Origin of the sequence: Streptomyces sp. NPDC007346 (assembly GCF_040703535.1) — a bacterium.
GTDB lineage: Bacteria > Actinomycetota > Actinomycetes > Streptomycetales > Streptomycetaceae > Streptomyces.
Window position 1 is genome coordinate 19,805 of sequence record NZ_JBEYKR010000026.1, and the last position, 25,146, is coordinate 44,950.

The 25,146-nt window shown below is 69.2% G+C and carries 21 protein-coding genes and 1 pseudogene; 14 read left to right on the plus strand and 8 right to left on the minus strand.

Features of this window, described 5'->3' with window-relative positions; all coding sequences use genetic code 11:
* Positions 1–138: 138 nt before the first annotated feature.
* Positions 139–507, minus strand: coding sequence for a hypothetical protein (locus AB0917_RS10480; RefSeq protein WP_366819136.1), 369 nt, complete (start codon positions 505–507; stop codon positions 139–141).
* A gap of 194 nt (positions 508–701) precedes the next feature.
* Entirely contained in the window at positions 702–4,466 is a 3,765-nt protein-coding gene (locus AB0917_RS10485) for an ABC transporter ATP-binding protein (RefSeq protein ID WP_366819110.1), read from the minus strand.
* A 263-nt stretch (positions 4,467–4,729) separates the two neighbouring features.
* Between AB0917_RS10485 and AB0917_RS10490 the strand changes: the two genes are divergently transcribed.
* Positions 4,730–4,897, plus strand: coding sequence for a hypothetical protein (locus AB0917_RS10490; RefSeq protein WP_366819112.1), 168 nt, complete (start codon positions 4,730–4,732; stop codon positions 4,895–4,897).
* 27 nt (positions 4,898–4,924) lie between these two features.
* Positions 4,925–5,386 (plus strand): helix-turn-helix transcriptional regulator, encoded by a 462-nt coding sequence (locus AB0917_RS10495; RefSeq protein WP_366819113.1) that lies wholly within the window; start codon positions 4,925–4,927, stop codon positions 5,384–5,386.
* A gap of 116 nt (positions 5,387–5,502) precedes the next feature.
* Here AB0917_RS10495 and AB0917_RS10500 read toward each other — a convergent pair whose 3' ends face one another.
* On the minus strand, positions 5,503–7,311 hold the full coding sequence (locus tag AB0917_RS10500) for a thiamine pyrophosphate-binding protein (RefSeq protein WP_366819114.1): 1,809 nt from the start codon (positions 7,309–7,311) through the stop codon (positions 5,503–5,505).
* The gene (gene speB, locus AB0917_RS10505) at positions 7,308–8,297 is read right to left on the minus strand and encodes an agmatinase (protein WP_366819115.1); all 990 of its coding nucleotides are present in this window, start codon (positions 8,295–8,297) and stop codon (positions 7,308–7,310) included. Before speB ends, AB0917_RS10500 begins: the two co-directional genes overlap by 4 nt.
* Before the next feature lie 216 nt (positions 8,298–8,513).
* Here speB and AB0917_RS10510 point away from each other — a divergent pair, with 216 nt between their 5' ends.
* Complete coding sequence (locus AB0917_RS10510) at positions 8,514–10,124, plus strand: PucR family transcriptional regulator (protein WP_366819116.1); 1,611 nt, start codon at positions 8,514–8,516, stop codon at positions 10,122–10,124.
* 254 nt (positions 10,125–10,378) lie between these two features.
* On the opposite strand, the gene AB0917_RS10515 is transcribed toward AB0917_RS10510, so the two are convergent.
* Positions 10,379–11,146 (minus strand): transposase, encoded by a 768-nt coding sequence (locus tag AB0917_RS10515; protein WP_366819117.1) that lies wholly within the window; start codon positions 11,144–11,146, stop codon positions 10,379–10,381.
* A gap of 134 nt (positions 11,147–11,280) precedes the next feature.
* Between AB0917_RS10515 and AB0917_RS10520 the strand changes: the two genes are divergently transcribed.
* The 6 genes and pseudogenes from AB0917_RS10520 to AB0917_RS10545 all read left to right on the plus strand — a co-directional run bounded on the left by AB0917_RS10520 (position 11,281) and on the right by AB0917_RS10545 (position 16,590).
* Positions 11,281–11,784, plus strand: coding sequence for a hypothetical protein (locus AB0917_RS10520; protein WP_366819118.1), 504 nt, complete (start codon positions 11,281–11,283; stop codon positions 11,782–11,784).
* A gap of 99 nt (positions 11,785–11,883) precedes the next feature.
* Positions 11,884–12,692 (plus strand): IS5 family transposase gene (locus tag AB0917_RS10525; RefSeq protein ID WP_366819119.1). Its coding sequence is split into 2 segments (ribosomal slippage): positions 11,884–12,201 and positions 12,204–12,692, totalling 807 coding nucleotides; the frame shifts between segments, so codons are not numbered across the junction.
* Positions 12,689–13,030 carry a hypothetical protein gene (locus tag AB0917_RS10530; protein WP_366819120.1) on the plus strand — a complete coding sequence of 114 codons (342 nt, stop codon included), beginning with the start codon at positions 12,689–12,691 and terminating at the stop codon, positions 13,028–13,030. The genes AB0917_RS10525 and AB0917_RS10530 overlap by 4 nt, the downstream gene beginning before the upstream one ends.
* Complete coding sequence (locus AB0917_RS10535; protein ID WP_366819121.1) at positions 13,027–14,013, plus strand: hypothetical protein; 987 nt, start codon at positions 13,027–13,029, stop codon at positions 14,011–14,013. The genes AB0917_RS10530 and AB0917_RS10535 overlap by 4 nt, the downstream gene beginning before the upstream one ends.
* A 186-nt stretch (positions 14,014–14,199) precedes the next feature.
* A pseudogene (locus tag AB0917_RS10540) lies at positions 14,200–14,886 on the plus strand (hypothetical protein); the annotation flags it as partial.
* 840 nt (positions 14,887–15,726) lie between these two features.
* Positions 15,727–16,590: an immunity 49 family protein gene (locus AB0917_RS10545; RefSeq protein WP_366819122.1), complete on the plus strand. Its 864-nt coding sequence runs from the start codon at positions 15,727–15,729 to the stop codon at positions 16,588–16,590.
* Between the two features lie 27 nt (positions 16,591–16,617).
* Here AB0917_RS10545 and AB0917_RS10550 read toward each other — a convergent pair whose 3' ends face one another.
* A complete protein-coding gene (locus tag AB0917_RS10550) occupies positions 16,618–17,511 on the minus strand; it encodes an Imm49 family immunity protein (protein WP_366819123.1) in 894 nt (297 codons plus the stop codon).
* 611 nt (positions 17,512–18,122) lie between these two features.
* Here AB0917_RS10550 and AB0917_RS10555 point away from each other — a divergent pair.
* The 4 genes from AB0917_RS10555 (at position 18,123) to AB0917_RS10570 (ending at position 23,414) form a co-directional block, all read left to right on the plus strand.
* A complete protein-coding gene (locus AB0917_RS10555) occupies positions 18,123–18,983 on the plus strand; it encodes an immunity 49 family protein (RefSeq protein ID WP_366819124.1) in 861 nt (286 codons plus the stop codon).
* 502 nt (positions 18,984–19,485) lie between these two features.
* A complete protein-coding gene (locus tag AB0917_RS10560) occupies positions 19,486–20,343 on the plus strand; it encodes an immunity 49 family protein (RefSeq protein ID WP_366819125.1) in 858 nt (285 codons plus the stop codon).
* Positions 20,344–20,618: 275 nt separating this feature from the next.
* The gene (locus AB0917_RS10565) at positions 20,619–20,858 is read left to right on the plus strand and encodes a hypothetical protein (RefSeq protein WP_366819126.1); all 240 of its coding nucleotides are present in this window, start codon (positions 20,619–20,621) and stop codon (positions 20,856–20,858) included.
* A gap of 360 nt (positions 20,859–21,218) precedes the next feature.
* Positions 21,219–23,414: an acyltransferase family protein gene (locus AB0917_RS10570; RefSeq protein WP_366819127.1), complete on the plus strand. Its 2,196-nt coding sequence runs from the start codon at positions 21,219–21,221 to the stop codon at positions 23,412–23,414.
* A gap of 261 nt (positions 23,415–23,675) precedes the next feature.
* On the opposite strand, the gene AB0917_RS10575 is transcribed toward AB0917_RS10570, so the two are convergent.
* Positions 23,676–24,020 (minus strand): nuclear transport factor 2 family protein, encoded by a 345-nt coding sequence (locus tag AB0917_RS10575; RefSeq protein ID WP_366819128.1) that lies wholly within the window; start codon positions 24,018–24,020, stop codon positions 23,676–23,678.
* Positions 24,021–24,120: 100 nt separating this feature from the next.
* Between AB0917_RS10575 and AB0917_RS10580 the strand changes: the two genes are divergently transcribed.
* Positions 24,121–24,612, plus strand: coding sequence for a helix-turn-helix domain-containing protein (locus AB0917_RS10580; RefSeq protein WP_366819129.1), 492 nt, complete (start codon positions 24,121–24,123; stop codon positions 24,610–24,612).
* An 80-nt stretch (positions 24,613–24,692) separates the two neighbouring features.
* Here the strand turns inward: AB0917_RS10580 and AB0917_RS10585 are convergent, their stop codons facing one another.
* Positions 24,693–25,061, minus strand: a complete 369-nt coding sequence (locus AB0917_RS10585) for a hypothetical protein (protein ID WP_366819130.1) — start codon at positions 25,059–25,061, stop codon at positions 24,693–24,695.
* Between the last annotated feature and the right edge of the window lie 85 nt (positions 25,062–25,146).

Sequence of the window (25,146 nt, forward strand, 5' to 3'; positions counted from 1 at the left end):
TGAACTTAGCGAGGGCAACGCCCTGAGCGCCAGACCCAGTTGGGCGTGTCCCGATTCCTCACGCCGTTGCCCGCACCGCGCCGGCACCGTTGGCCGCACCGCGCCGGCACTGTTGCCCGCACCGCGCCCGGCAACCGGTCAGCACAGGATCCAGCCGGTGGAGGCCGACTTCCCGGCGACCGCTCCGGTGGCGCGGACGCAGCGGTTGAGGGCGTTCACCGTCACCGGACCGGCCAACTTGGTGAACGAACCGCTGTCCTTGACCACATGTCCGCCGCGCGGCTGGAGCGTGACGCTCATCGCCCGCCGCGCGCCTGGCTTCTTCGCGACGGTGACGGCACACGCATGGGCGCGGCTCTTGTAGACGCGCAGCTCGCCCGTCGCGAACGCGACGGTCTTCGCGGGGCGCCCGGAGCAACCGGACGCGGCCTGGGCCTCGGTGGCCGGGGCGCCGAGGAGGAGGACGAGCCCCGCCAGCAGCGGCAGCACGAGGAGCCGCGCCAGCACCCCTTCGGACCGGGACCGCCCCTGTGGTCCCCGGTATCCCGCCGCCCTGTCGAACACTTTCGCCCCCACCTGACATCCGTACGCACCTGTGCGTCCCTGGCTACGACGCAGCAGCCCCCAGGAAGGTTGCGTGGGCGAGGCGAGGTGGAAGGGGCGGGGCGGGCCGGAGCGGAGAGCGCGGGGCCGGGGGCGGGTCAGACGCCTGCCGGCTCGTCCTCCCCTATGAACGTGCGCCACAGCCGGGCGTACAGCCCGTCCCGGGCCAGCAGCTCGTCGTGCGTGCCGTCCTCGGCGACGCGCCCCTGGTCCATCACCACGACCCGGTCGGCGCGGGCGGCGGTGGTCAGGCGGTGCGCGACCACCAGCGTGGTGCGGCGGCCGGTGAGCCGGTCCGTGGCCTGGTTGACCAGGGCCTCGGTGGCGAGGTCCAGGGCGGCGGTGGCCTCGTCGAGGAGCAGGATGTCCGGGTCGACGAGTTCGGCGCGGGCGAGCGCGATGAGCTGGCGCTGCCCGGCGGAGAGGTTACGTCCGCGCTCGGCGACCTCGTGGAGGTAGCCGTCCTCCAGGGTGGCGATCATGTCGTGCGCGCCGACCGCGCGGGCGGCGGCCTCCACCCGGGCGTCGGTGGCGTCGGGCAGCCCGTAGGCGATGGCGTCGCGGACCGTACCGGCGAAGAGGTACGCCTCCTGGGGGACGACGCCCAGGCGGTGGCGGTAGGCGGTCATGTCGAGCCGGCGCAGGTCCGTGCCGTCGGCGGTGACGCGCCCGCTGGTGGGGTCGTAGAACCGGGCGACGAGCTTCACCAGGGTCGACTTGCCCGCGCCCGTCTCGCCGACGAAGGCGACGGTCTGGCCGGCCGGGATGCGCAGGTCGATCCCGGTGAGGGCCTCTTCCTTGGCCCCCTCGCTCCCCGTCCCCTTCGCACCGCCTTCCGCGTCCCCGGCGCCGTACGCGAAGGAGACGCCCTCGAACGCGATCTCGCCGCGCAGCGACAGCACGTCCAGCGGTTCGTCCGGGTCGGCGGTGGAGGTGGGTTCGCGCAGCAGCTCCTGGATGCGGCCGAGGGAGACGGTGGCCTGCTGGTAGCCGTCGAAGACCTGGGAGAGCTGCTGGACGGGGGCGAAGAACAGCTCGATGTAGAGGAGGTAGGCGACCAGGGCGCCGGTGGTCAGGGTGCCGTTGTCGACCCGGCCCGCGCCGACGATGATCACGGCGGCCGCGGCGACGGAGGCCAGCAGCTGGACGAAGGGGAAGTAGATGGAGATCAGCCACTGGCCGCGGACCCGGGCCTGGCGGTAGTGGTCGCTGCGCTCGGCGAAGCGGGCGGCTCCGGAGCGCTCCCGGCCGAAGGCCTGGACGATACGGAGCCCGGCGACGGACTCCTGGAGGTCGGCGTTGACGCCGCTGATGCGCTCACGGGCCAGTTCGTACGCCTTGACGCTGCTGCGGCGGAAGAAGAACGTCCCGATGATCAGCACGGGCAGCGTCGCGAAGACGACCAGGGCGAGCTGGATGTCCAGGACGAGCAGGGCGACCATGATGCCGAAGAAGGTGACGACGGAGACGAACGCGGTGACCAGTCCGGTCTGGAGGAACGAGGAGAGCGCGTCGACGTCCGTGGTCATCCGGGTCATGATCCGGCCGGTCAGCTCGCGCTCGTAGTAGTCGAGGCCGAGGCGCTGGAGCTGGGCGAAGATCTTCAGGCGGAGCGAGTAGAGCACCCGTTCGCCGGTCCGGCCGGTCATCCGGATCTCGCCCGTCTGGGCCACCCACTGGACCAGGACGACGGCCAGGGCGACCGCGGAGGCCGCCCACACCGCGCCGATCGACACCTGGGTGACGCCCTCGTCGATGCCGTACCGGATCAGGACCGGCAGCAGCAGGCCCATGCCGGCGTCGACGGCGACGAGCCCGAGGCTGACGAGCAGGACGGAGCCGAAGCCGCGCAGCAGCCGGCGCAGCCCGTAGGAGTCCTCGGACCGCACGGCACGCGCCTCGTCGACCTGCGGGGTGTCCGTGGCGGGCGGCAGCGCCTCGACCTGGGCGAGCAGCTCGGGGGTGGCGGGCATCCCGTCGACCGTGGTGTCCCGCTCCTCCTCCTTGCGGATCCACAGCTCGGGGGTGACCCCGCGCTCGGCGTCGAACTCGGCGTCCAGCTCCTCCTGGACGGCCCGGTCGCCGTCGGGGTCCGCCTCGCCGCGCGGCGGCCGGTGGCCCGGGGACGTACCGCCGAGCTCGTCGGGGTCGGTGAGCAGGCGGCGGTAGAGCGCGGAGGTGCGCTCCAGCTCCTCGTGGGTGCCGAGGGCGGCGAGCTTCCCGCCGTCCAGGACGGCGATGCGGTCGGCGAGCTGGAGGGTGGAGCGGCGGTGGGCGATGAGGAGCGTCGTACGGCCCTCCATCACCTGCCGCAGCGCCTCGTGGATCTCGTGCTCGACGCGGGCGTCGACGGCGGAGGTCGCGTCGTCCAGGAGGAGGAGGCGGGGGTCGGTGAGGATGGCGCGGGCGAGGGCGACGCGCTGGCGCTGGCCGCCGGAGAGGGTGAGGCCGTGCTCGCCGACGGTGGTGTCGTACCCGTCGGGCAGCTCGGAGACGAACCGGTGGGCCTGGGCGGCGCGGGCGGCCTGCTCGATCTGCTCCTGGGTGGCGTCCGGGACGCCGTAGGCGATGTTGGAGCGGACGGTGTCGGAGAAGAGGAAGCTGTCCTCGGGGACCAGCCCGATGGCGGAGCGCAGGGACGTCTGGGTGAGCTCGCGGACGTCGTGGCCGCCGATCAGGACGGCGCCGTGGGAGACGTCGTAGAAGCGGGGCACCAGGAGCGAGAGCGTGGACTTGCCGCTGCCGGAGGCGCCGACGATCGCGACGGTCTCGCCGGGTTCGACGGTGAGCGAGAAGCCGTCGAGGACCGGGCGGTCTTCGTCGTACCCGAAGCGGACGTCGTCGAACTCGATGCCGGCGGGGGCGCCGGCGGGCAGCTCCTTGGTGCCGTCCTTCATGGAGGGCTCGGTGTCGATCAGCTCCAGGACGCGTTCCACGCCGGCGCGGGCCTGCTGGCCGACGGTGAGGACCATGGCGAGCATCCGGACCGGGCCGACGAGCTGGGCGAGGTAGGTGGAGAAGGCGACGAACGTGCCGAGGGTGATCTCGCCCCGGGTGGCCAGCCAGCCGCCGAGGGCGAGCATGCCGACCTGGCCGAGGGCGGGCACGGCCTGGAGGGCGGGGGTGTAGCGGGAGTTCAGCCGGATGGTGCGCAGCCGCCCGGCGAAGAGCCGGCGGCTGACGTCGCGGAGCTTGCCGGTCTCCTGGTCCTCCTGGCCGAACCCCTTGACGACCCGGACCCCGGAGACGGCCCCGTCGACGACCCCGGCGACGGCGGCGGCCTGGCCCTGGGCGTACCAGGTGGCGGGGAAGAGCCGCTTACGGGAGCGGCGGGCGATGAACCAGAGGGCGGGGGCGACGGCGAGGGCGACGAGGGTGAGCGGCAGGGAGAGCCACGCCATGATCACCAGGGAGAGGAGGAAGAGCAGGATGTTCCCGATGGTCATCGGGAGCATGAACAGCAGCCCCTGGATGAGCTGGAGGTCGCTGGTGGCGCGGCCGACGACCTGCCCGGTGGAGAGTTCGTCCTGCCGCTTGCCGTCGAGCCTGGTGATCGTCGCGTACATGTCCGTACGCAGGTCGTGCTGGACGTCCAGGGCGAGCCGGCCGCCGTAGTAGCGGCGGATGTAGGTGGCGATGTAGACGAGGACGGCGGCGCCGACGAGGAGGCCGGTCCAGACGGCGAGCGAGCGCGTGTGGTCGGTGACGACGTCGTCGATGATCACCTTGGTGATCAGCGGGACGAGGGCCATGACGGCCATCCCGGCGAGCGAGGAGCCGAGCGCGAGCACGACGTTGCGCCGGTACCGCCACGCGTACCCGGTCAGCCGCCGGCCCCACCCCTGTCGCTCTGCGCCCGTCACGCGTTGCCTCCCTCTCACCCCGTGTGTCCGTGTGCCGTGTCCGGTTACCCGGATACGGGCCTGATCTTCCGGAAGGCACCAACACGGCGGGGGGCGGATTTCATCCCTCCGCAACAAAGGGAGGCGAGGGAGGGACGGCCGGAGGCCGGCCGCGGGTCGCCCCGGAGAGCCGGGTCAACGAACCACGCTCCCGTCACTCGTCCGGCGGACTTCCCCACCCGCCTCGCACCGCCATACACTGCTGGATATATACGCTCCTCCATATGAAAGAACCCTTCATCATCGAGATCGAGCCGGAGGTCCGACTGTGGCTGACGAACCTGTCGGCGAGTGACTACGAACGGGCGGCCCACGCGGCGGGCAGGCTGGCACGGAGCGCGACCACACTGGAGCACGAGCCCGCCCACGACACATTCATCCGCGATGTCTAGACGCGACGTCTGGAAAGGAAGAGCCACATGGTGAGTCACGCACAGTGGAAGCTTGCCCGGGACCGGAAGGTCGCCCAGAGCATCTCGGAGGGCGATGACAGCGCCGAGAGCGCGGAGCGTGTGCGGCGGCGCCGGGAGCTCGATCTGGCCTGGGATCTCGGGCAGGCGGTCTACGACCGCCGTACGGCACTGGGGCTGGCCCAGACCGAGCTGGCGCGACGCGCGAACATGACCCAGCCGCAGGTCTCGAAGCTTGAGCTCGGCGGCTCCATGCCCACCGTGCCTCTGCTGGTCCGGCTCGCCCGCGCGATGGACGCGGATTTCAGCCTGCGGCCCGACGCGGAGGACGTGGTCCGGGTCTCCTTCATCCCCCACGACCCCGCCCACGCGGAGATCGGCGCGGAGCCGCCCTCCACGGAACCCGCGTCCGCCGCCGAAGCGGAGGCGGAGGCGGACGCGGGCACGGAGAGGGCGGCGGCCACGGGCTGAGGGATCCGGGTCTGCGGGACCCGGTCTGCGGGACCCCGGTCTGCGGGACCCCGGTCTGCGGGACCCCGGTCTGCGGGGCCCGGGTCTGCGGGACCCGGGATCCGCAGCCGCGCGGCCTACAGGTGCGTCGGCTCGAACATCCGCAGCAGCGCCGGGAGCACCACGACCGAGGGCCCCGGGGCCGCCAGGGCCTTGCCCAGGTCGGCGGCGAGAGACTCCGGGGTCGTACGGACGGCCGGTACGCCGAAGGACTCGGCGAGGGCGACGAAGTCCGGGCGGGACAGCTCGGTGGCCTCGGTGGCCCTGGAGGCGTCCGTGGCCCCGGTGACGTCGAGGGGCCCGCCCGCGCCGGCAGCCCCGGTACCGCCGGTGGCCTCGGCGGCCCCGCTGGCCCCTCTGGCCCCGCTGGCCTCGGTGGCTGAAGCCTCGCCGAAGGTGCCCGTCATGTACTCGCGCAGGATGCCGTAGCCCCCGTCGTCGACGATCAGCCACGTCAGCGGCAGATCGTACTGACGCGCGGTGGCCAGCTCCGCGATGGAGTACATCGCCCCGCCGTCGCCGGAGACCGCCAGCACCGGGGTCGTCGGGTCGGCGACGGCAGCCCCGACGGCCGCCGGGAAGGCGTAGCCGAGGCCACCCGCGCCCTGGGCGGAGTGCATGGTGTTGGGGCGCCGCGCGTCGAACGCGGACCAGGCCCAGTAGGCCAGGATCGTCATGTCCCAGAAGCTGGGCGAGGCGTCGGGCAGCGCCTGGCGGACGGCGGCGAGGACCTGCTGCTCCAGGGTGAGTTCCTGGGCGTCGATCCGGACCCGTACCTTCTCCAGCACCGTACGCACCCGCTCGGCCGCACCCGCGTCCTCGCGCCGCTCCACGGCCTCCAGCAGGTCGGCCAGCGCCTCGCGGGCGTCGGAGTGGATGCCGAGGGCGGGGTGGTTGGACTCCAGCTTCCCGGCGTCCGCCTCGATCTGGATGACCCGGCCGCGCGGGCGGAAGGTGTGGTAGTTCGAGGAGAGTTCGCCGAGCCCCGAGCCGACGACCAGCAGGACGTCCGCGTCCTCCAGGAAGTCGGTGGTGTGCCGGTCCTCCAGCCAGGAGCGCAGCGAGAGCGGGTGCTCCCAGGGGAAGGCGCCCTTGCCGCCGAAGGTGGTGACGACGGGGGCGCTGATCCTCTCGGCCAGCGCGCGCAGCTTGCCGGAGGCGTCGGACCGTACGACTCCCCCGCCCGCGATGATCACCGGCCGCTCGGCATGGGCCAGCAGGTGGGCCGCGGCGATCGTCAGCTCGGGGCGCGGGTAGAGCTCGCGCGGGGTGGCGTCCATGGCGCTGACGACCGGCAGGGTCGTCCGGGCCGCCAGTACGTCCTGCGGGATCTCCACCCAGACCGGCCCGTGCGGGGCGGTCAGCGCGGACTCCCAGGCGGCGGCGATGGCGGACGGGATCTGCGAGGCGGAACGCACGGTGTGCACGGACTTGACGATGTCGCGGACGGAGGCCTGCTGGTCGCGCAGCTCGTGCAGATAGCCGTGGCGCCCGCCGCCGAGCCCCGCCGTGGGGACCTGGCTGGAGATCGCGAGGACCGGCGCGGAGGCGGCGGCCGCCTCCTGGAGCGCGGCGAGCGAGGTGAGCGCGCCGGGCCCGGTGGAGAGCAGCAGGGGCGCCACCTCGCCGGTGATCCGGCCGTACGCGTCGGCGGCGAAGCCCGCGTTGTTCTCGACGCGGAGCCCGACGTAACGGAGGGAGGAGCGGCGCAGCGCGTCGAACACGCCCAGCGCGTGCTGGCCGGGCAGGCCGAAGACGGTGGTCGCGCCGAGCCCCTGGAGGGACTCGACGACGAGGTCACCGCCGATGCGGCCGGGCGGCGGGGTCAGTACGGCGGCGGCCTGGGCGGCGGTGAGCTGCGGCCGGTCGTCGTGGTCGTGGCTCACTTGGCGTCCCCGGCGCCCTTGGCGTCCCGCTCCGCGGCGATCTGCCGGGACATGATCGTCGTCAGCTCGTACGCGGTGTGGGAGGCGGCCACGGAGGTGATCTCGGCGTGGTCGTAGGCGGGCGCCACCTCGACCAGGTCGGCGGAGACCAGGTGGCAGGAGGCCAGGCCGCGCAGGATCTCCAGCAGCTCGCGGGAGGTGAGGCCGCCGGCCTCGGGGGTGCCGGTGCCGGGGGCGTGCGCCGGGTCCAGGACGTCGATGTCGATGGAGATGTAGAGGGGCCGGTCGCCGATGCGCCGGCGGAGCTGGTCGGCGATCTCGTCGACGCCGCGCCGCATGACGTCGGCGGAGGTGACGATGCCGAAGCCCATCTTCTCGTCGTCGGTCAGGTCCTGCTTGCCGTAGAGCGGGCCGCGGGTGCCGACGTGGGAGAGGGCGGAGGTGTCGAGGATGCCTTCCTCGACGGCCCGGCGGAAGGGGGTGCCGTGGGTGTACTCGGCGCCGAAGTAGGTGTCCCAGGTGTCCAGGTGCGCGTCGAAGTGGAGCAGGGCGACAGGCCCGTGCTTCTTGGCGACGGAGCGCAGCAGCGGCAGGGCGATGGTGTGGTCGCCGCCGAGGGTCATGAGGCGTGCGCCGGTGTTCAGCAGGTCGTCGGCGGCGGCCTCGACGGTCTCGACGGCCTCGTTGATGTTGAAGGGGTTCGCCGCGATGTCCCCGGCGTCCGCGACCTGCGCGAGGGCGAACGGGGAGGCGTCCTGGGCCGGGTTGTACGGGCGCAGCAGCCGGGAGGCCTCACGGATGGCGTTGCCGCCGAAGCGGGCGCCGGGCCGGTAGGAGACCCCGCTGTCGAAGGGCACGCCGACGACGGCGACATCGGCCCGGCCGACCTCGTCGAGCCGGGGCAGCCGGGCGAACGTCGCGGGCCCGGCGTACCGCGGGACGCGGGAGGAGTCGACGGGGCCGCGCGGCGAGTCGGTGCTGCTCATGGGGTGGCGTGCCTTTCCTTCGGGTTTCGTACGGTGTCCAGTGTGCGGGGTACTCCGCCACGTCCGGCAGACGCGGATGCGGACGTGGCCCCGGTCGCATACACGGTTACGGGCGCGGACGCGGATGCGGACGCGAGGAAGACGGTAGGCCCCCGAGGGGCGACGATGAAGTGTACGTTTCCTCCACTGTCAGCCCACTGAATGGATGAACCATCCATGACGGAGTCCCCACCCCCCACCGACTTTCCGCCCTCTCCACCTTCTCCGCCTTCTCCACCCCCTCCGGCCCCGCCGATCCGGCTCGCGTCGCTGCTGGCCCTCGAGGAGCTGGGTCTGCGCCGGATCGCCGGCCCGCCCGACGCCGACCTGCTCTGGGTGCACACGTCGGAGATGGCGGACCCCTACCCGTACCTTCTCGGCGGTGAGCTGCTGCTGAGCGCCGGGGTGCTGCTCACGGACCCGGACCACTACGTGGCGCGGCTGGTGCAGGCGGGGGCGGCGGCGCTGGGGTTCGGGGTGCGGCCGGTGCACGAGAGCGTCCCGGAGGCGCTGATCGAGACGTGCGACCGGTACGGGCTGCCGCTGCTGGAGGTGCCGCCGCAAACCCCGTTCACGACGATCGCGCGGGCGGTGTGGCGGCTGATGGCTCAGGCCCGCCACCGGGAACTGCGCCGGGTGACCCGGTCCCAGCAGGCGCTGGCGACGGCGGCGGCGCGCCCCGACCCCGTACCGGCGGTGCTGCACCAGCTCGCGGCGCAGCTGAGCGGCCGGGCGGTGCTGCTGACGGCGCGGGGCGAGGAGGTCCACGCGGCGGGCCGCCGCCCGCCCCCGGAGACGGCGGCAGCGCTGGCGCGCCTGGCCCGCGTGGTGGCCCGCGAACGCCCCGGCTCCCCGGCATCGGCCACCGACACCCACGACGGCACGCACCTGGCGGCGTACGCGCTCGGCGGCGGCGAGGGCCTCGCCCTGGCCCTGGCGACCCGGCAGCGGGAGCCGGGCGACCACACGGTGGCGGGGATCGCGGTGGTCCTGCTCTCCCTCCTGGCCGCCCCGCACCAGGGCGCGGACGCGGCGGACCGCTCGGCGGCACTGGTACGGCTGCTGCTCGGCGCCACGCCAGAGGAGGTGGCCCCGCTGCTGGGCGGGGGCGGGCCCTGGACCGTGGTGCACGCCCGCCGCACGGACGGCACGACGGCGGACGCCCTGACGGCAGGGGCGCTCGGGGCGTCGCTGGGCTCGGCGCTGGTGGACGCGGGCCGGGAGAACGACGACACGGTACGGGTCCTGATCCCGGCGGCCGACAGGGAAGCGGCTCCGCAGGTGGGCGGCGGCGAGGCGACCCGGGAGCCCCGGGATCAGGCCGGCCCCGGGCCGATCCGGGATCGGGCGACCGACGAGGAGCACCCGACCCCGCACACCCCCGCCATCCCCCCGCAACCGGGCTGGACGCTCGGCGTCTCCGCCCCCGCCCCGCTCTCCGCCCTCGGCCCCGCCGACCTGCGGGCGGCCCGCGCCCTGGCCCACGCGGAGGCGACCCGCACCCCGCTCACGGTGGACACCCCCATCACCGGCCTGGCCGCCCTGATCCCACCCGACCGGGCCGCCGCCCACGCCCGCACCCTCCTGGCCCCGCTCACTCCGCCCCTCACCGACACCCTGCGCTGCTGGCTCTCCCTCCACGGCAGCTGGGACCGTACGGCGGTGGCGCTGTCCGTCCACCGCAACACCGTCCGCCAACGCATCGGGCGGTGCGCGGTGTTGCTGGGCATGGACCTCCACGACATGGACGTACGTACGGAGTTGTGGTTCGCACTGCGGCAGGAATAGCGGCCGGGTGCGAGGAACGGGCCGGAGGAACGGGCCCCTTGAGGTGTACGGCCCACTCACAGCCATACCGACAAGATGTCCTGCGGAATCGAACAGATCCGCCTGGCCAACAGACTCCACGAGGGCGGCGTTCAGGATATTTCGTTCGAGGTCAAGGGCAACGTAGAGATCAAGCCGGGTGTCAGGACTGAGGGCTGTACCGCAAATGATCTCCGGGTCGCCTCGGGCATGGCCGGCCGTCGTGCGCCGCTCGTCTATCCGGCGAGTGTGAGGTTGTGCATCCGGGCGATGCCGAGCATGGCGTGGTGGACGCCGTCGCCTTTGAGGCGGCAGTCGCGGAGGATCTTCCAGGTCTTCATCCGGGCGAAGACGTGCTCAACGCGGGCACGGACCTGCTTGTGGGACTTGTTGTGCGTCTCCTTCCACTCGGGCAGCTCTTCGCCCTGTCGCCGACGGTGAGACATGACAAGTCCGGTGCCCGGGTAGCCGCCGTCGGCGATCGTCATGGTCCTGCCGACGGCGGCCTTGGCGCCAGATTCCTCCCACGCCTTGCAGTCGTTGCGGTTCCCGGCGAGCGGCCGACCGACCACGACCACCAGGCGGGTGTCGGCGTCGATCACGACCTGGTGATTCGTCGAGTACCGATAGTTCTTGGACTGCTCCGCCACCGTGTGGTCCCGGGTGGGCACCAGGGTGCCGTCCACGATGAGCACAGTGTTCCTGTGGAACCGCTTGCGCGGCCGGAGCGCGAGTAGGGGGCCGATGTCTCTGATGACGCGGTCGGCCGCGGACTTCGATACCCCGAAGAGCGGGGCAAGCTGGCGCAGAGTCAAGTTGGTGCGCCAGTACGCCGTGACCAGCAGCACCCGGTCCTCCAGCGGCAGCCCCCACGGCCGGCCCCGCCGCACCTCGTCGGCTCCCTCGCGGCGCAGCGCGGTCACCAGCTTGCCGAAGCAGCGCGGGCTCAGCCCGGTGAACGGGGCTATCCAGGACGAGGCCGACGCCGTGATCACTCCAGTCACAGCAAGATCATGGCGCCAGCCGGTGGCCTGTTGCACCACCCGGTCACAGGTCGCCTGGCCAGGGCCTCACCCACAGCTGCACCATGTTCAAGGCACCGCCGGGGCCGGCACGGGGATCTGATGAGGAGCAGGGCGTGGGAAGTCTGTTGAGGAGTCTCTCCGGGGTCCGCTGGGGAGAACTGCGCGACGCGACGGGCGCCGCAGCCTGCGGTATCCCCCCTCTGCTGTCCCGGATCGCATACGGGGACGAGGACACGGCCCGCATCGCCATTGATGACCTGGGCGATGCCATCTGCGCGCTGGGGTTCGTTGTCGGTGAGGCGACAGCTCCCACGGTCCCGTTCCTTCTCGAACTGGCCGGGTCCCCGCATGTGGCTTGCAAGGCCGAATTGCTAGACCTGCTGGGAAGCATCTACCGGACCGACCAGTGGCACTCCGCCGCTGCGACGACCCAGGACCGCAAGCACGATGCGAGCTACCGGCAGCAAACCGGCTGGGAGACGGCCTCAAGGACAGCCGTGTGCGCAGGCCGGTCAGTCATCGAGGGCGTCGCCTCCTCCGTACGGCCAGAGGAAGCGACACCTGCTCGGAAGTTGTTGCAGGTGATGGACGACACCCTGCCGTTCCCGGAGCTGTGAGGGGTCTTTGCGGGACAGCCCTTGGAGCTCGTAACACGATCTTGCTGAATCGCCCTGGTAGGCCGTGACCGGTGTGATGATTCGGCCGTTCGTGAGGGTGTGGGTACTCGACCGTGGATCGTGGACGATGAGTTGTGGGCGTTGATCGCCCCGTTGTTGCCTCCGTGGCCGGAGCGGTCGCCGGGACCGCGGCCGGTGCCGGACCGGCTGTGTCTCCAGGGGATCCTGTTCGTCCTCTACAACGACATAGCCTGGCAACTCCTGCCGTTGGAGCTGGGGTTCGGCTCGGGGCAGACATGCTGGCGGCGGCTGGACCGGTGGCAGAAGGCCGGTGTCTTCGAGCGGCTGCACCAAATTCTGCTCTCGGAGCTGAACGCGGCCGGCGAGCTCGACTGGTCACGTGCGTGTGTGGATGGTTCCCACATCCGCGCGAAAAGGGGGGTGCCGACACCGGTCCGTCGCCGGTCGACCGGCGGAAGACGGGCAGCAAACACCACCTGATCTGCGACGGACGTGGCACCCCGCTCAAGGTCATCACGACTGCGGCGAACGTCAACGACGTCACCCAGACCCTCGCCCTGGTCGACGGCATCCCGCCCGTCGCCGGCCGCCCGGGCCGGCCCCGCCGCAGACCTGAAGCCCTGCTCGGCGACAAGGGCTACGACTCCAACCCCAACCGCGACGAGCTTCGTCGCCGGCGGATCCTGCCCGTCATCTCCCGCAAGGGATCACCGAACATCAAGGGCATCGGCAAGCTCCGCTACGTCGTCGAGCAGACCTTCGCCCTCCTCCACCACTTCAAACGCCTTGCCGTCCGCTGGGAACGACGCACCGAACTCCACAACGCCTTCATCTCCCTCGCCTGCAGCCTCATCTGCTACAGACGCCTCAAGACAGCCCGATCATGATCGTGTTACGAGCTCTTGGGGAACTGACCGACCCGGACGTCATGGCTCGAGATAGCAGCGGAAATATTCACGGCTATCAGTTCAAGGACATTCAGAACCCCAAGAAAGTCGTCGGCAAAATATTCGCCAACATGAAGCAGCTGGACAAATCCGGCGCAGATTTCAAAACTTTCGTAATCGACACGAAGGGAACATTGGCCGATCACGTGTCCCTTCGAACACAGCAACGCCTCGCCGACGTGTACGGTGAGACCCAAATTCAGTTCATCATCCGCGTGGAAGACGGGGTTCTCACCATCCCGCCCGGCGGTATGTTCATGCCGGAGGCAGCACTGTGATTTCCAGTACTCCCGTTGCGCGCTGGACATGGGGGCGGGACGTCGCACCTGAACACAAGATCATCGCATGCCTCCATGACCTGATGGCTGCCTGGTCTGTCTTGGCGAATTATCGACTCGTAGTTGGTACCCCAAGGATCTCTGTATCTGTCCACGAAGCCGGCAAGTCGAACAGTCACCTCTTCGAAGGGCACCTTGAACCGGACGCGGCAACTCCCACCTCGTACGTTGCAGACCAGCTGGCCCAACAAATTGAAGCCGCACTCAGCCCAGGTGAGATCGGGGCAGTGCACGCGGACGCGGAAGGTATCGGCGTCGTCATCACTGGTGATCGTGCCACTCGCGAGGAGCGGTTGTTCCTGGTCGGGGCTTCAGCAGTTCTCGCTTACGTGAGCACCGAGCTCGTGACCTTCTCCGATGCATGGATGCCATATGACCTAAAGGGCCAAGCACAAGCGGAAATCCATGCAGCGAACGCCGGAAGGCTGTCCGCAGCTCTCCACAGCCTGTCCGAAGCGCTTCACTCAGAGATCGACCCCGATGAGCCAACTTACTTCGCCAGGCCGACCGAATCCGGGGTCGGCAACTACCTGGAGGGGGACGGAACAGCGTCCGACGTATGGTCCAGTTTCGAAGTACCCTATCGCTACGGCAAGTTCACGCACGCTCCCGGATTCGGGCGCATCGGATACAAGCGTTCGGCACAGGGCCCAGTCCTTCACGTTCCCGTGCTCGGACCACGTGGGGTACTCGGCTATCTCTGGGCCTCCGATGCAGAGGGGGCGGCAAGCTTCGAACCTCGAAACGTCTCGGATGATGAGTCGTACGAGGCGGGCCTGATGTGGCTGGAGCGTCTGCGTTCCGCACATGATCGAGGCCTTTCCCCGACCGAAGCGCTAGCCGAGTTGACTGGTCCACTGGATCAGACCAGGCCCAGCACCGTTGGCTTGGCCTCGCTGCGAGAAATGGCGCACAAGAACTGAGCGAACTGCCCTCGCAGACCCTGCCACCCGCTGGAAAAAGTGCAGCATGTGGGTGCCGGATAGCCGCGGCGGTGCCAGGTATGGCGGCGAGTACACCGCTGCACGGCCCGGTTTGCACCGGGACAGGCGCCGTTGTCATAGGCGGCGACGGGCCAGGTGGCGGCCGCTCTGGGCAGTACACGCAGGGGCACGATCAAGGGCCTGGGCACCCTGGTCGGCACCGACGGCTGGGATGCCATGAAGCAGGCCTGGACGGGCCTGGCCAAGCTGGGTACGGGCATCCTGATCTCCAGCACCCCTCTGGCAGGGGCGTTCTGGCTGACACCCGAGGACAAGCTCCCCTCCTGGCTGCGGGACTCGCGCACCGCGATGAAGGAGACCGGCAAGGCGCTGCTGGCCTGGGACCAGTGGAGCGAGAACCCCGCACGCGCGGCGGGCGCGGTCACCTTCAACGTGGTGACCACCGTCTTCACCGGCGGCACCGGCGGCGCTGTCGCGGGCGGCGGCAAGGCCGCGCTCGCGGCAAAGGCCCTCTCCTTCGCAGGCAAGGCAGGCCGGGGCATCGACCCGATGACGTACCTCTTCAAGGGCGCGGGCGCGGGCCTGGCGAAGATCAGCGATGTGATGGCCGGCCTCAAGGGCATGCGCAACATCGAGATCCCCGCCCTCCCTCCGGGAACGGTCACGCTCCCGGACGGCAGGTTCAAGCTGGCCGACGGCACACTGCACCTTCCCGAGGGCGCGGCGATCCCGGACGGCGCGTTCGAGGTCCCGAAGGGCGCGGTCAAGCTTCCCGACGGCATGGACATCCCCGCCGGAGCGGTCGACCTCGGCGACGGCATGGTCCGCCTACCCGAGGGCATGGCCCCGCCGTCTCTTGGCGGCCATGCTGACGATCTCGCACATCAGCCGCCACGACAGTCCCGCTGGCAGCGAGCCCCTCGGCTCGCCGCACCAGGACAGTCACAGGTGATCGGACCACCCCGTGGGTCCGATCACCCTGGGCAACCGGAGGGGACAGAGCTTCGAGCGGTGGCACGCCCGCGGACGGGCCGAATGTTGAGGATCAAGGTCCCGCACATGTGACGGGCGACCGGATCGCCCAGCAGCCGAGTGGCAAAATGGCACAGGAACAGGAAGCAGAGGTCTCTGCTGCGCTGACCGGAGCGACGGTCCCCCGGTGGACCAGGCACGTATGTTGGCCCAACTCGAGAGCCACCGTACGGGGCAGCTGTTGCCGAACACATCGCAAGCGGTAGGTTCGCCAGCCTTCCTGGATACAAAGACCTCATATTCCAGGTAAAGCAGAACGGCATGGTACCCGCCGGTCACCAAGCATTGGAGCACGCAACTGAACTACAGGCAAAAATATGGACAATCTCGAATTCGAATTGAAACTGTCGGAAGCAAAACTTGATCTGGACGTCCTGGTCAGATCCGAAAATGGGATTGAGCACGGGGCGCAACTCAAGGACGCCGAGGGCGAGATGACGTACTTCGCGAAGATCAGCGACGGCTATCCCGGCACAGTCCACGCAGCATCGTCCAGCGATGCGTCGACGACGACGGCCGGACGCACAACGAGTCGTTCCCCTGCAACCTGTGCTGGGAACCCACCGAGTACCTCAGGCTGTACGGCCTGGGGCACAACGACATCGACCACGTCCGCCTCACTGACATCGAGGCGGCCGCATTCATCGAGGAGACCCTTCCGTGAACGAGGTCATCACCCGCCACGAGCTATCACCCGGAGCCGGTGCCGAGCAGTTCGCGGAACGGTTGAGTGAGCGCGTCGCCCGACGCATCGATAGGCTCGAAGACTCCGCAGAAATGATCGATTATGCGTTCAGCACTGCCAACTTGGCCATGCGGGCCCATTGCGTGGCCGACCCCCGGGCGGCAGCGGTGGAGACATGGGAATCGACAGTCAATTCGATGCAACTGGGGTCGGCGATCTTCGCTCTGCTAAGTTCGGGAGAGGAGGCCGTCGAATGCAGGATCAACCGAAAGCTGCGGACCATCCCGGCGACCGGACCGATGTCCGCTGCTGACGCCGGCACTTGGCTCTCCGCCTTCTGGCTGGCCGTCATCTGCCGTGACCAGGACCGTATGACGCAGCTCAGCGAGATCCCACTGGAGCGGCTGCGCTCACCGGAGGGCTCCTACGACGAATACATCTACCACTGGGTGGACACCCTTCAGAGCTGGTGGCTCCGGCGACCGGACCTCGCGGACAAGCTCATCGCCACGATCGAAGCCTCCGACCCCACCGTGGCACGCATCGCACCACAAGACCTCCTCCAGGCCGTGCTCTACCCGCCGATCAACCTCTTCTACCATTACGTCCGCAACGACCGAGACGGGTTCACCCCCGCCCTCGTCGACGCTCTCAAACTCCACAAGACGTACTGGACCCTGGCCGAGGACCGCGCCGAAGACATCGACGGCAGCATCGCCCTCGGCCCCCTCGCCATCGCCTGCCTCGCCTACGACGCAGATTTCCCTCTCGACATCGAATCCGACTACCTCCCCAAACACCTCCTCCAGCGCACCTGGATCGGCGAATTCCCCACCTGATCCCACCCGCGGGGGGGTAGTCCCAAACTATCTCTGCCCTTCGGGCCGTTCGTTCAGGACTACTCCGGAAGCAAGGTCAGCGATCATCTCGGCGCGGCTCACAACTCCGGGCAGCGACCCCGACGGCTCCGGAGCCGCGAACCCGGTGACCAACGCGTGCGGGAGGTAGTCGGTGTCGACAGCCGGCAGCCAGCCCTCACGGCGACAGGCGAGTGCGGCCAGGGCAAGCGGGAGACCTCGCAGCGAGCCGGGCTGCCCAACTCCCTGCGAGGTCTCCCGGTGCCGGAGCAGCAGCGCCGTCAAGGCCTCCTCGAAGCGTGCCCGGTTGCCGGCGGCCAGGGCCCGTACGGCAAGGAGCGCGGTGAAGTCTCCACGGGCCGGCCGGCTCCGCCCCGTTTCGTCAGCTGAGGCGTGGACACGAACCACAGCGGCGTCAATCGCGGCGAGCTTCTGTTCGGTAGAGAGCGGATAGTCCGCGTCGCCATCCCCCAGGTCACCGAGAACGTACGCCATCAGGCCGTTGATGAGCTCCGCAGTGGGACAGCCCGCCTGGTCGGCCTGCGGTGGCTGCCGAGCAAAGTCCAAGGCTTCGCGGTGCCGTTCAGTGGCTCCGGTGAGGACCATCAGGCAAAAGGCGCCGAGCCATTCGTCCGCGCCGATGTGCTCTCGCTTACCGGACGCCCCGGCTTCGTAACTCATCCCGAAGTTTGCGTAGTTCAGAAAAATGCTGAAGGACTCGTACGGGTAATAGGCGGCGTACGACACGGCACCGGCGGCGGCCTCGGCCGCGTTGTCGAGGACGAACTTCGCTTCCTGAGTTTCCATCCCGGGATATTCCACCGACAACGCGCCCAGGTATCTGAGGAATTCCTCGGACAGCTCCCACCACTCGCGGTTCGTCATCCGATCTGCCTTGGACATGGTCCGCACCCGCGCACCGATGTGGCGTGGAAAGGCGGCACGGGCCTCGGATACCGCAGCATCGCCAACCCTGTGGCGCTCCACTCGCACGATGCCGTCTCCAGTTTCGTGTACACACATTCACATCACCTCGGGCCATTCATCGTCCCACTCCTTGGTGCGGAAGATCCGTCTCCCGTACAGGACCATGATCGTGGCGTCCTGCTCGGCCACATGTCGTCCGGGACGTTCGGACCGATAGCGATCGTCGCCAGGTTCGGCAGGATCTCGTCGCACCCGCCAGGTGCGCCGATTCGAGCCTGCACCGTTCCAGGGCAGACAGGTACTCCATCGCCACGCGGCAGGCACGCGGGACGCCGTCGCCGGAACGGCTGACCAGGCTCTGGCCGACCACTCATCTCAGTCTGTACGACTTCGGGCACAATGAGATCGACCGTGCACCGATCATCGAGATCCTGGGTCTCGGGGGGACCGGCGTTCCGCTCCCCCATGAGCAGAAAATAGCGCGCCCCCTCCGCCGAGCCTTGGGGTACGCGACGGTGAAGGCTGCCAGTAGCCAAGGCGCGCCGAGCGGTCATCGAGCATTTCGACGTCTGCTGAGGAGGCCGTCTGTGGTCACGAGTGTGCCGCGTCCGGAGTACCCGGTCGCCGCGATGTCCGCGGTGGTCGGCGTGATGGAAGGGTCTTTGAACGATTCGCTGAAGGCGATCGAGACCTCTGACAAGGCAAGGGCATCGGCACTCCGCACCTCACTGAACGTCGCACGTATCAGGTGCATTTTGGACCCTACGGCCGTAAAGCTGGAGACCTGGGAGTCCTGGCTGTTGGCCATGCAGGTCCATTCAGCAGTTTTCGCCGCCGCAGCGACGGACGACGAGTCCGCCACCTGTTGGATCCGCCAGGAGGAGCGTCAACTTGCAGCGACCGGTCCGAATTTCCATGTGAACGCCGGCACCTGGATCACGGCTTTCCATCTGGCTGTCATCTGCCGGGAGACAGCTCGTCTCGACATGCTTGCCCGTGTACCGGTATCCCTCCTCCGCGAATGCGGCGGCAAGATGGACGAGTACATATATGCCTGGGTGGAGACACTACAGAGTTTCTGGCTCCACCGTGACGACGTCAGCAACCATCTTGTCCGGGCGGTCGATCTCAGTGCTCCCGAAGCCGCGCGCATCGTGGACGCCGAAACGATGGGCAAGCTACTCTATCCGCCGATCATGCTCTTCTACCGCTATCTGCGCCGTGACACGGAAGGCTTCAACACGGCACTGGCTGACGCCCTGCGGTGGCACAAGGAGTACTGGACGGCGGACACAGACCGCCTCGAGAGCATCGAGGGCGCAGTCTCCATAGCTCCTCTGGCTATCTCCTGCCTTGCCCGGGTGGGGGGCATTCAGATCGACGTCGAGTCTCCCTATCTGCCGGAAGCACTACTGGAATTCTCCTGGCGGGGAGAGTTCGACGCGTAGACCGTGAGAGCACCGCGGGTAATGCCGGACATCCCGAACCGGCCGTCCGCGCGCAGCTCCAACCGTGCACCGCTGCTCCCGGGGACAACCCGGTCGACGGTGCCCCCATCAAGACCGACGCGGACCAGCTGCTCCGCACACCCTGCCGAGGAGTCGGCCCTGGTCGGTGCGGGCGCCCACGCCGGCGGCGACAGCATCCGCCTGGTCCCGGACTTCGGCGATACGGGACGGCTGGGCGACGATAGGGGGCGGATGGGCGACGACGTCACGGGCCCTGATCAGGACACGCGGCGAAACCGCGAACAATCTTCCAGGCGGTTCGGCCCCGGACAATCTACCGACCACCCACCTCCCAAGCCGGACATGTCGGCACGCCTCGCAAGGACATAGGCCATACCTCATGCACCGGACGCTCAGCCCGCTCTAGTTCAAGCCGAGGAAACCTTGGCAAGTATGCTGGAACCCAGATGAAACACTTCAAGATTTTCGGGGGAGAAGCACGTTGACGGTCATCATTTCCCGCCACTCCTTTCCAACAGAAAACGCAGCGGCGGGACTCTCCGTGCTCGAGAAAAGCACGGAATCATTGGTCGATGGGCTTGAGGCGGGATCCACCCGACTGGGTGACGCTTTTCAACTGTCGCTCACCCTCGCGAAGTCACACTGCCTCCTGGACACCGAGGCGTCCCACCTGCACACCTGGAAGTCGTGGGTCAACGCCATGCAGGTCGGATCGGCAACATTCGCCACGGCGGCGGCGACTGAGGGCGAAGTCAGCTGCCGCATCGCGGAGAAGGACCGGACGCTACAAGCCACGGGGCCTCAAGCTTACGCACGAGCAGGCACCTGGCTGACGGCCTTCTACCTTGCGGTGGTCTGCAGGGAGAAGGAGCGGCTGACTGCGCTGTGCCAAATTCCGGTGTCCCTGCTCAGGAAGTCGGGGGCGTCCCACGACGAATTCCTCTACTCCTGGGTGGAAACGCTGCAGACCTACTGGCTCGGGGGCCCTGACCTGGGTACCAAGTTGGTGGCAGCGATCGATGGCACAGGCCCCCAAAGGAACCACATCGGCGACCCTGAGACGACAGCGAAACTCCTCTATCCACCTATGGAAATGTTCCACCGTCTTATACATGAAGATCATGTCGGCTTCAACAGGGCCCTGGCCGATGCCGTCCACTGGCACAAAGAGTACTGGAGCACAGAGGACAACGCTCTCCAGGCCACCGGTCTGGTCGCCCTACCGCCTCTGGCTGTGGCATGTCTGGCGTACGACGCCCCCTTGCCCATCGAGGTGGAGTCCGAATACCTTCCGATCGCTCTCCTGGAGCGTGATTGGCCGGGCGAATTTCCTACCTGACCGAACTGCCGGCGAAGCAGAGCAGGGCACCTTCTCCAAGGCGAAACCGAGCAGCGGCTAATGCAAGGAATTGACCTATCGGTGGGCGCGGGCGGGCCCGGACCTGGATCAACTACTCCGGAGCCTTGCCCCAGCCTCCCTCCGCACCACCTGCCGTGGAGCCGCGCGCTGGCCGGCGCTGCTGGCCGCCCACCGTGGCCTGCCGACAGACCTGCCCGACCCGTACGAACCGCTGCTCCTCCTGTAGAGCGTGGCGGCGGCTACCACCCCGGGGAGTGCCTCGACCTCCACGGCGTGATGTTCCCGCTGCGGGACGCGGCATCGTCCGGCGACGCGTCGACGACGACGGCCGGACGTACGACGAGGCGTTCACCCGCGACCTGCGCTGGGAACCGACCGATCACCTCAAGCTTTCCGGCCTCGGGCACAGCGACATCGACCACGTGCACATCACCGAGATCGAGGCGGCCGCATTGATCGAGTCCCTGGCGGAGAAGCTCACCGGCGTCCCCTGAGCCCGGTCCGACGATCAGGGCTCAGGGGACACCCCACGACCGAGGCTCGCGGCGCCTTCTTCCCGACGGCGGTCGCCGACCCCACACGGTTACGCGACACGAGCTCCGGCCACCGCGTCGCGCGAGGTGACGGAATCGCCGCGCCGCCGAAAGGTCCGGAGCGCCACGACAGCGGGCCACTGACCGAGACGCCACTTATGTGGCTTTCAAGGGACATGAGCTTGTCAGTGAGTGTTCCAGCATGGTCCACTCTGGCGATATCGCGATGTACTGACAATTGTCATGGATCGCAGGCCGGGTCGAAGCCAGCTTCGATCGACCGGCCCCGGAGGCGGTCATCGGCGCCACCGGGTGTGCCTCATGAACAAGGAGATCCGCACGGTGCCCGTCCGTCGCCTCACGCATGCCCCGCGGCCCACGTCAGACGACGTCCCGCCCCAGGCCGGCCCCCGGGACGGGACTCCCGGCGAACACGGGAAGGGGTCCGCCGGGCCGGCGGGGGGCGCGAGTCTCCGGCTCGACATCCAGGGTCTGCGGGCGGTGGCCGTCACCCTCGTAGTGCTGGGGCACTCGGGGGTGACCTCCGTGGCCGGCGGATACGTCGGCGTGGACGTGTTCTTCGTCATATCCGGCTTCCTGATCACCTCGCTGCTGATCCGGGAGTGGAACCGCGACGGCAAGATCTCCCTGGGCCGCTTCTACTCCCGCCGGGCGCTGCGCCTGCTGCCCGCCTCCACCCTGGTCGTGCTGGCGACGCTGGCGGGCTCCTGGCTCTTCCTCGGGCCGCTGCGCTTCGCGGATTACGCCAAGGACGCCGTCGCGTCCGCCTGGTACGTCGTCAACTTCCGACTCGCCGAGGCCGGGACCGACTACTTCAACACGGATGTGCCGCCCTCACCGTTCCAGCACTTCTGGTCGCTGGCGGTCGAGGAGCAGTTCTATCTGATCTGGCCGATCGTGATGATCGTCGCCCTCAAGCTGTTCCGGCGACGGGCCCTGCTCGCGATTCCGCTGATCATCCTGGCCGGCGCCTCCTTCGCGCTGAACCTCCACCTCACCGAGACTGCTCCCTCCTGGGCCTACTTCGGCTCGCAGGGCCGGATCTGGGAGCTGGCGGTCGGCGCACTGCTGGCTCTGGCGGCGCACCGCCTGAACGACATCCCGCGCCCGGTCGCCGCGGTCCTGAGCTGGGCCGGCCTGGCCGCCATCGCCTACGCCGCCGTGTCCTTCGACGAGGGCACTCCCTTCCCCGGCCATCACGCCGTGATCCCGGTCGCAGGCGCCGCGGCCGTTCTCGCCGGAGGCGCGGCGGCCGGCCGCTACGGCGCGGGCGCCGTCCTCTCGCTGCGGCCCGCCGTCTGGATCGGCGGGCTCTCCTACGCCTGGTACCTGTGGCACTGGCCGCTGATCGTCATCGTGCCGGCCGCCGCCGGCTTCGGTACGCACGACGGCCCCCTGCGGCTGATCGCCGCGCTGGGCGGCATCCTGCTCGCCTGGGGAACGCTCCACCTGGTCGAGGACCCGATGCGCTTCCATCGCGCGTTCAAGGCCCACGCCGTCCGAGGGCTCACGCTGGGTCTCGGCCTGTCGGCCGCCACAGCCCTGGTCGCGGTGTTCACCCTCCAGTACCCGCCGACCCTGGACCAGGGCGCCGCGCGGCAGAACACCAAGAAGACGCTCGCCACCGCCCCCTACCCCGGTGCCGCCCTCACCGAGTTGCTGGCACAGCCGGTGGAGAAGCTCCCGGCCAACCTCGAACCGAGCCTGCGCGAGACCGCGGACGCACGGTCCGCGGTCTACACCGACAACTGCGCCCTCACCATGACCGGCACGAAACAGACCAAGCCCTGTCTGTACGGTGACAAGGACGCCGACCGCAGTGTGGTCCTGTTCGGCGACTCGCATGCCGCGCAGTGGTTCCCGGCGCTCGACGCCATCGCCCGCAAGCACAACTGGCGGCTCTACTCCTTCACCAAGAACGCCTGCAAGGTCTCCCAGGTCACCATCGAGTGGCAGAACGGCCCGTACTCCACCTGCGACAACTGGCGGGCGGAGACCATCAAGAAGATCCAGAAGCTGCAACCCGACCTCGTCATCACGTCGAACTCCAACTCCGCCACGCTGTACGGCGAGGGCGACCTGGGCAAGGAATGGGGCAAGGGGCAGGCCGAGACGTACCGGATGCTCCAGCGCGGACGCACCCAGGTGCTCACTGTGCTGGACAACCCCTGGCCGAAGAACAACGCGGTGGACTGCGTGGCGCTCAACCCCGCCGACCTGGCGTCCTGCGCGCGCCCCCGTTCGGAGGCCGACCCCGAGCCCGAGGTCACCCGGGCGATCCGGGACGCCGCCGCCGCCGAGGACGTCGCGCTCATCGACCCGTACAAGTGGGGCTGCGCCCCGTCGGGCACCTGCCCGGTCGTGGTCGGGAACACCCTGGTCTACCGGGACTACGGCCACCTGGCGGACGACTACGTCGAGGCCCTCACCCCGGTGGTGGAGCACGAACTGCTGCGCCTGTTCGGCAAGGACTTGAGCAAGCGCCCGGGGAACTGACGCCCGCGCCACGCCCCCGGAGCCTCCGCCCGCCCGCCTGACACGACCCTCGCCCGGTGTGCCACCGACAACGAAACTCGGTGGCACACCGGGCGCGCTCGCCCGCCGCCCCGACCGGCGCCGCCCGCTTCTGTCGACCGTGCCCACGCGGAGTTCCTGAAGCTGGGCGCGGCGTGGAGGCCCTCCAACCGGATTCCCTCCGCGCCCAGTCGGCGGCCGTTCATGATCCGGCGGCTCTGTACGAGCCTGCTGTCCGCAGGCTCAGACCTCGATGATCAGTTGCCCGACGAGTCCGTTGTCGCCGAGCGAAAACTGGAACCGCAGGTCGACGACCCCGCCCGGGAAGTCGCCTTCGAGCCGCTGCGTGACCGTCCAGTGGTCCGCGTCGGTCCGCTGCGCCCCGAGGAGTTCGGTCGTGTACGTGTACTCGCTCGCGGCGCCCGTGAGCCACTGCTCGATCTCGGCGTGGCCCCGGTGGGTCCTGCCCTCGTCGGTCACGGCGGCGTCGGCCGCCAGGGTGGCGAGTGCGGCGGTGGCGTCACGGGCCGTATGCGCCGCGAGGTAGCGGCTGATCACGGTGGGGAGGCCGGCAAGGTCGGTGGCCATGGCTGTGCTCCTTCGGTGGCTACCAGTCACTGCTGGATACGTCCTACTGCTAAAATAGAAGTCAGTAACTTTCACTTTAGCAGTAACCAGGAGGAGTGCCATGGCGAGCCGCATCAGGCTGGAGGACCGCGAGTGTCCCCTGTCCACGACGGTGCAGCACGTCGGTGAGTGGTGGACGCTGCTGCTGCTCCACGACGCGTTCGACGGTTACACGCGCTTCGACCAGTTCCAGCAGAACCTCGGCATCTCCTCCAGCATGCTCACCACCCGCCTGAAGACCCTCGTGGACGACGGCCTCCTGGAGCGCCGCCCCTACCGGACCCATCCCGTCCGGCACGAGTACGTCCTCACCGACCTGGGGCGCTCCCTCCGCCCGGTGATCGTCGCCCTGGCCGCCTGGGGCAACTCCCACCTCGACCCCGACCAGCGCAGCATGATCCTCGTGGACGCCGAATCCGGCGATGAGGTCGAGCCCGTGGTCGTCGACGCCACCAGCGGTCGGCGCCTGGACGACAGCGACGCCTACGTCTTCACCGCCGGGCCCGCCGCGAGCCCGGCCATGCGCGGCCGGTACGCACCCGTCCGTGAATGAGCCGCCCCCGGCCCGGCCCCGCAACGGGCCTCGCCGGCCGGGGACGCCCGGCCGGCGAGGGAATGGAGGTGCGGGGCGCCTCAGCAGCTCGCGGACCAGGAGATCTTGATGCCCGTGATCTTGGTGGAGGCCCGCGAGATTCCGACGTTCTGCTTCGGCTTGATACAGCGCACGTACCCGTCGCTGTACCGGATGTGGGCGACGTCGTCGTTGCGTGTGTTGTAGACCCGAGCGGCCCCCGAACTCGATCCGACGGACTGGTAGCCGCTGGTGACGTCCTGGAACTGGCCGGTCTTGGCCCCCTTGGAGTCGTAGAAGCAGACGTACGGGTACGGGCAGGCGGGCACCGCTGCCTCGGCGTCCGTCGCCGAGGCCGTGACCAGCCCGGCGGCCAGAGCCAGGGCCCCGGCGGCGGCCGCGTACGTGCGGGTGAGAGTGAATGCGGACATGGGAGTGCTCCCTCAGGTGTTCGGTGTGTCGACTTGTTGAACTGGTGAACTGGTGAACTGGTGAACTGGTGAACTGGCGGATGGA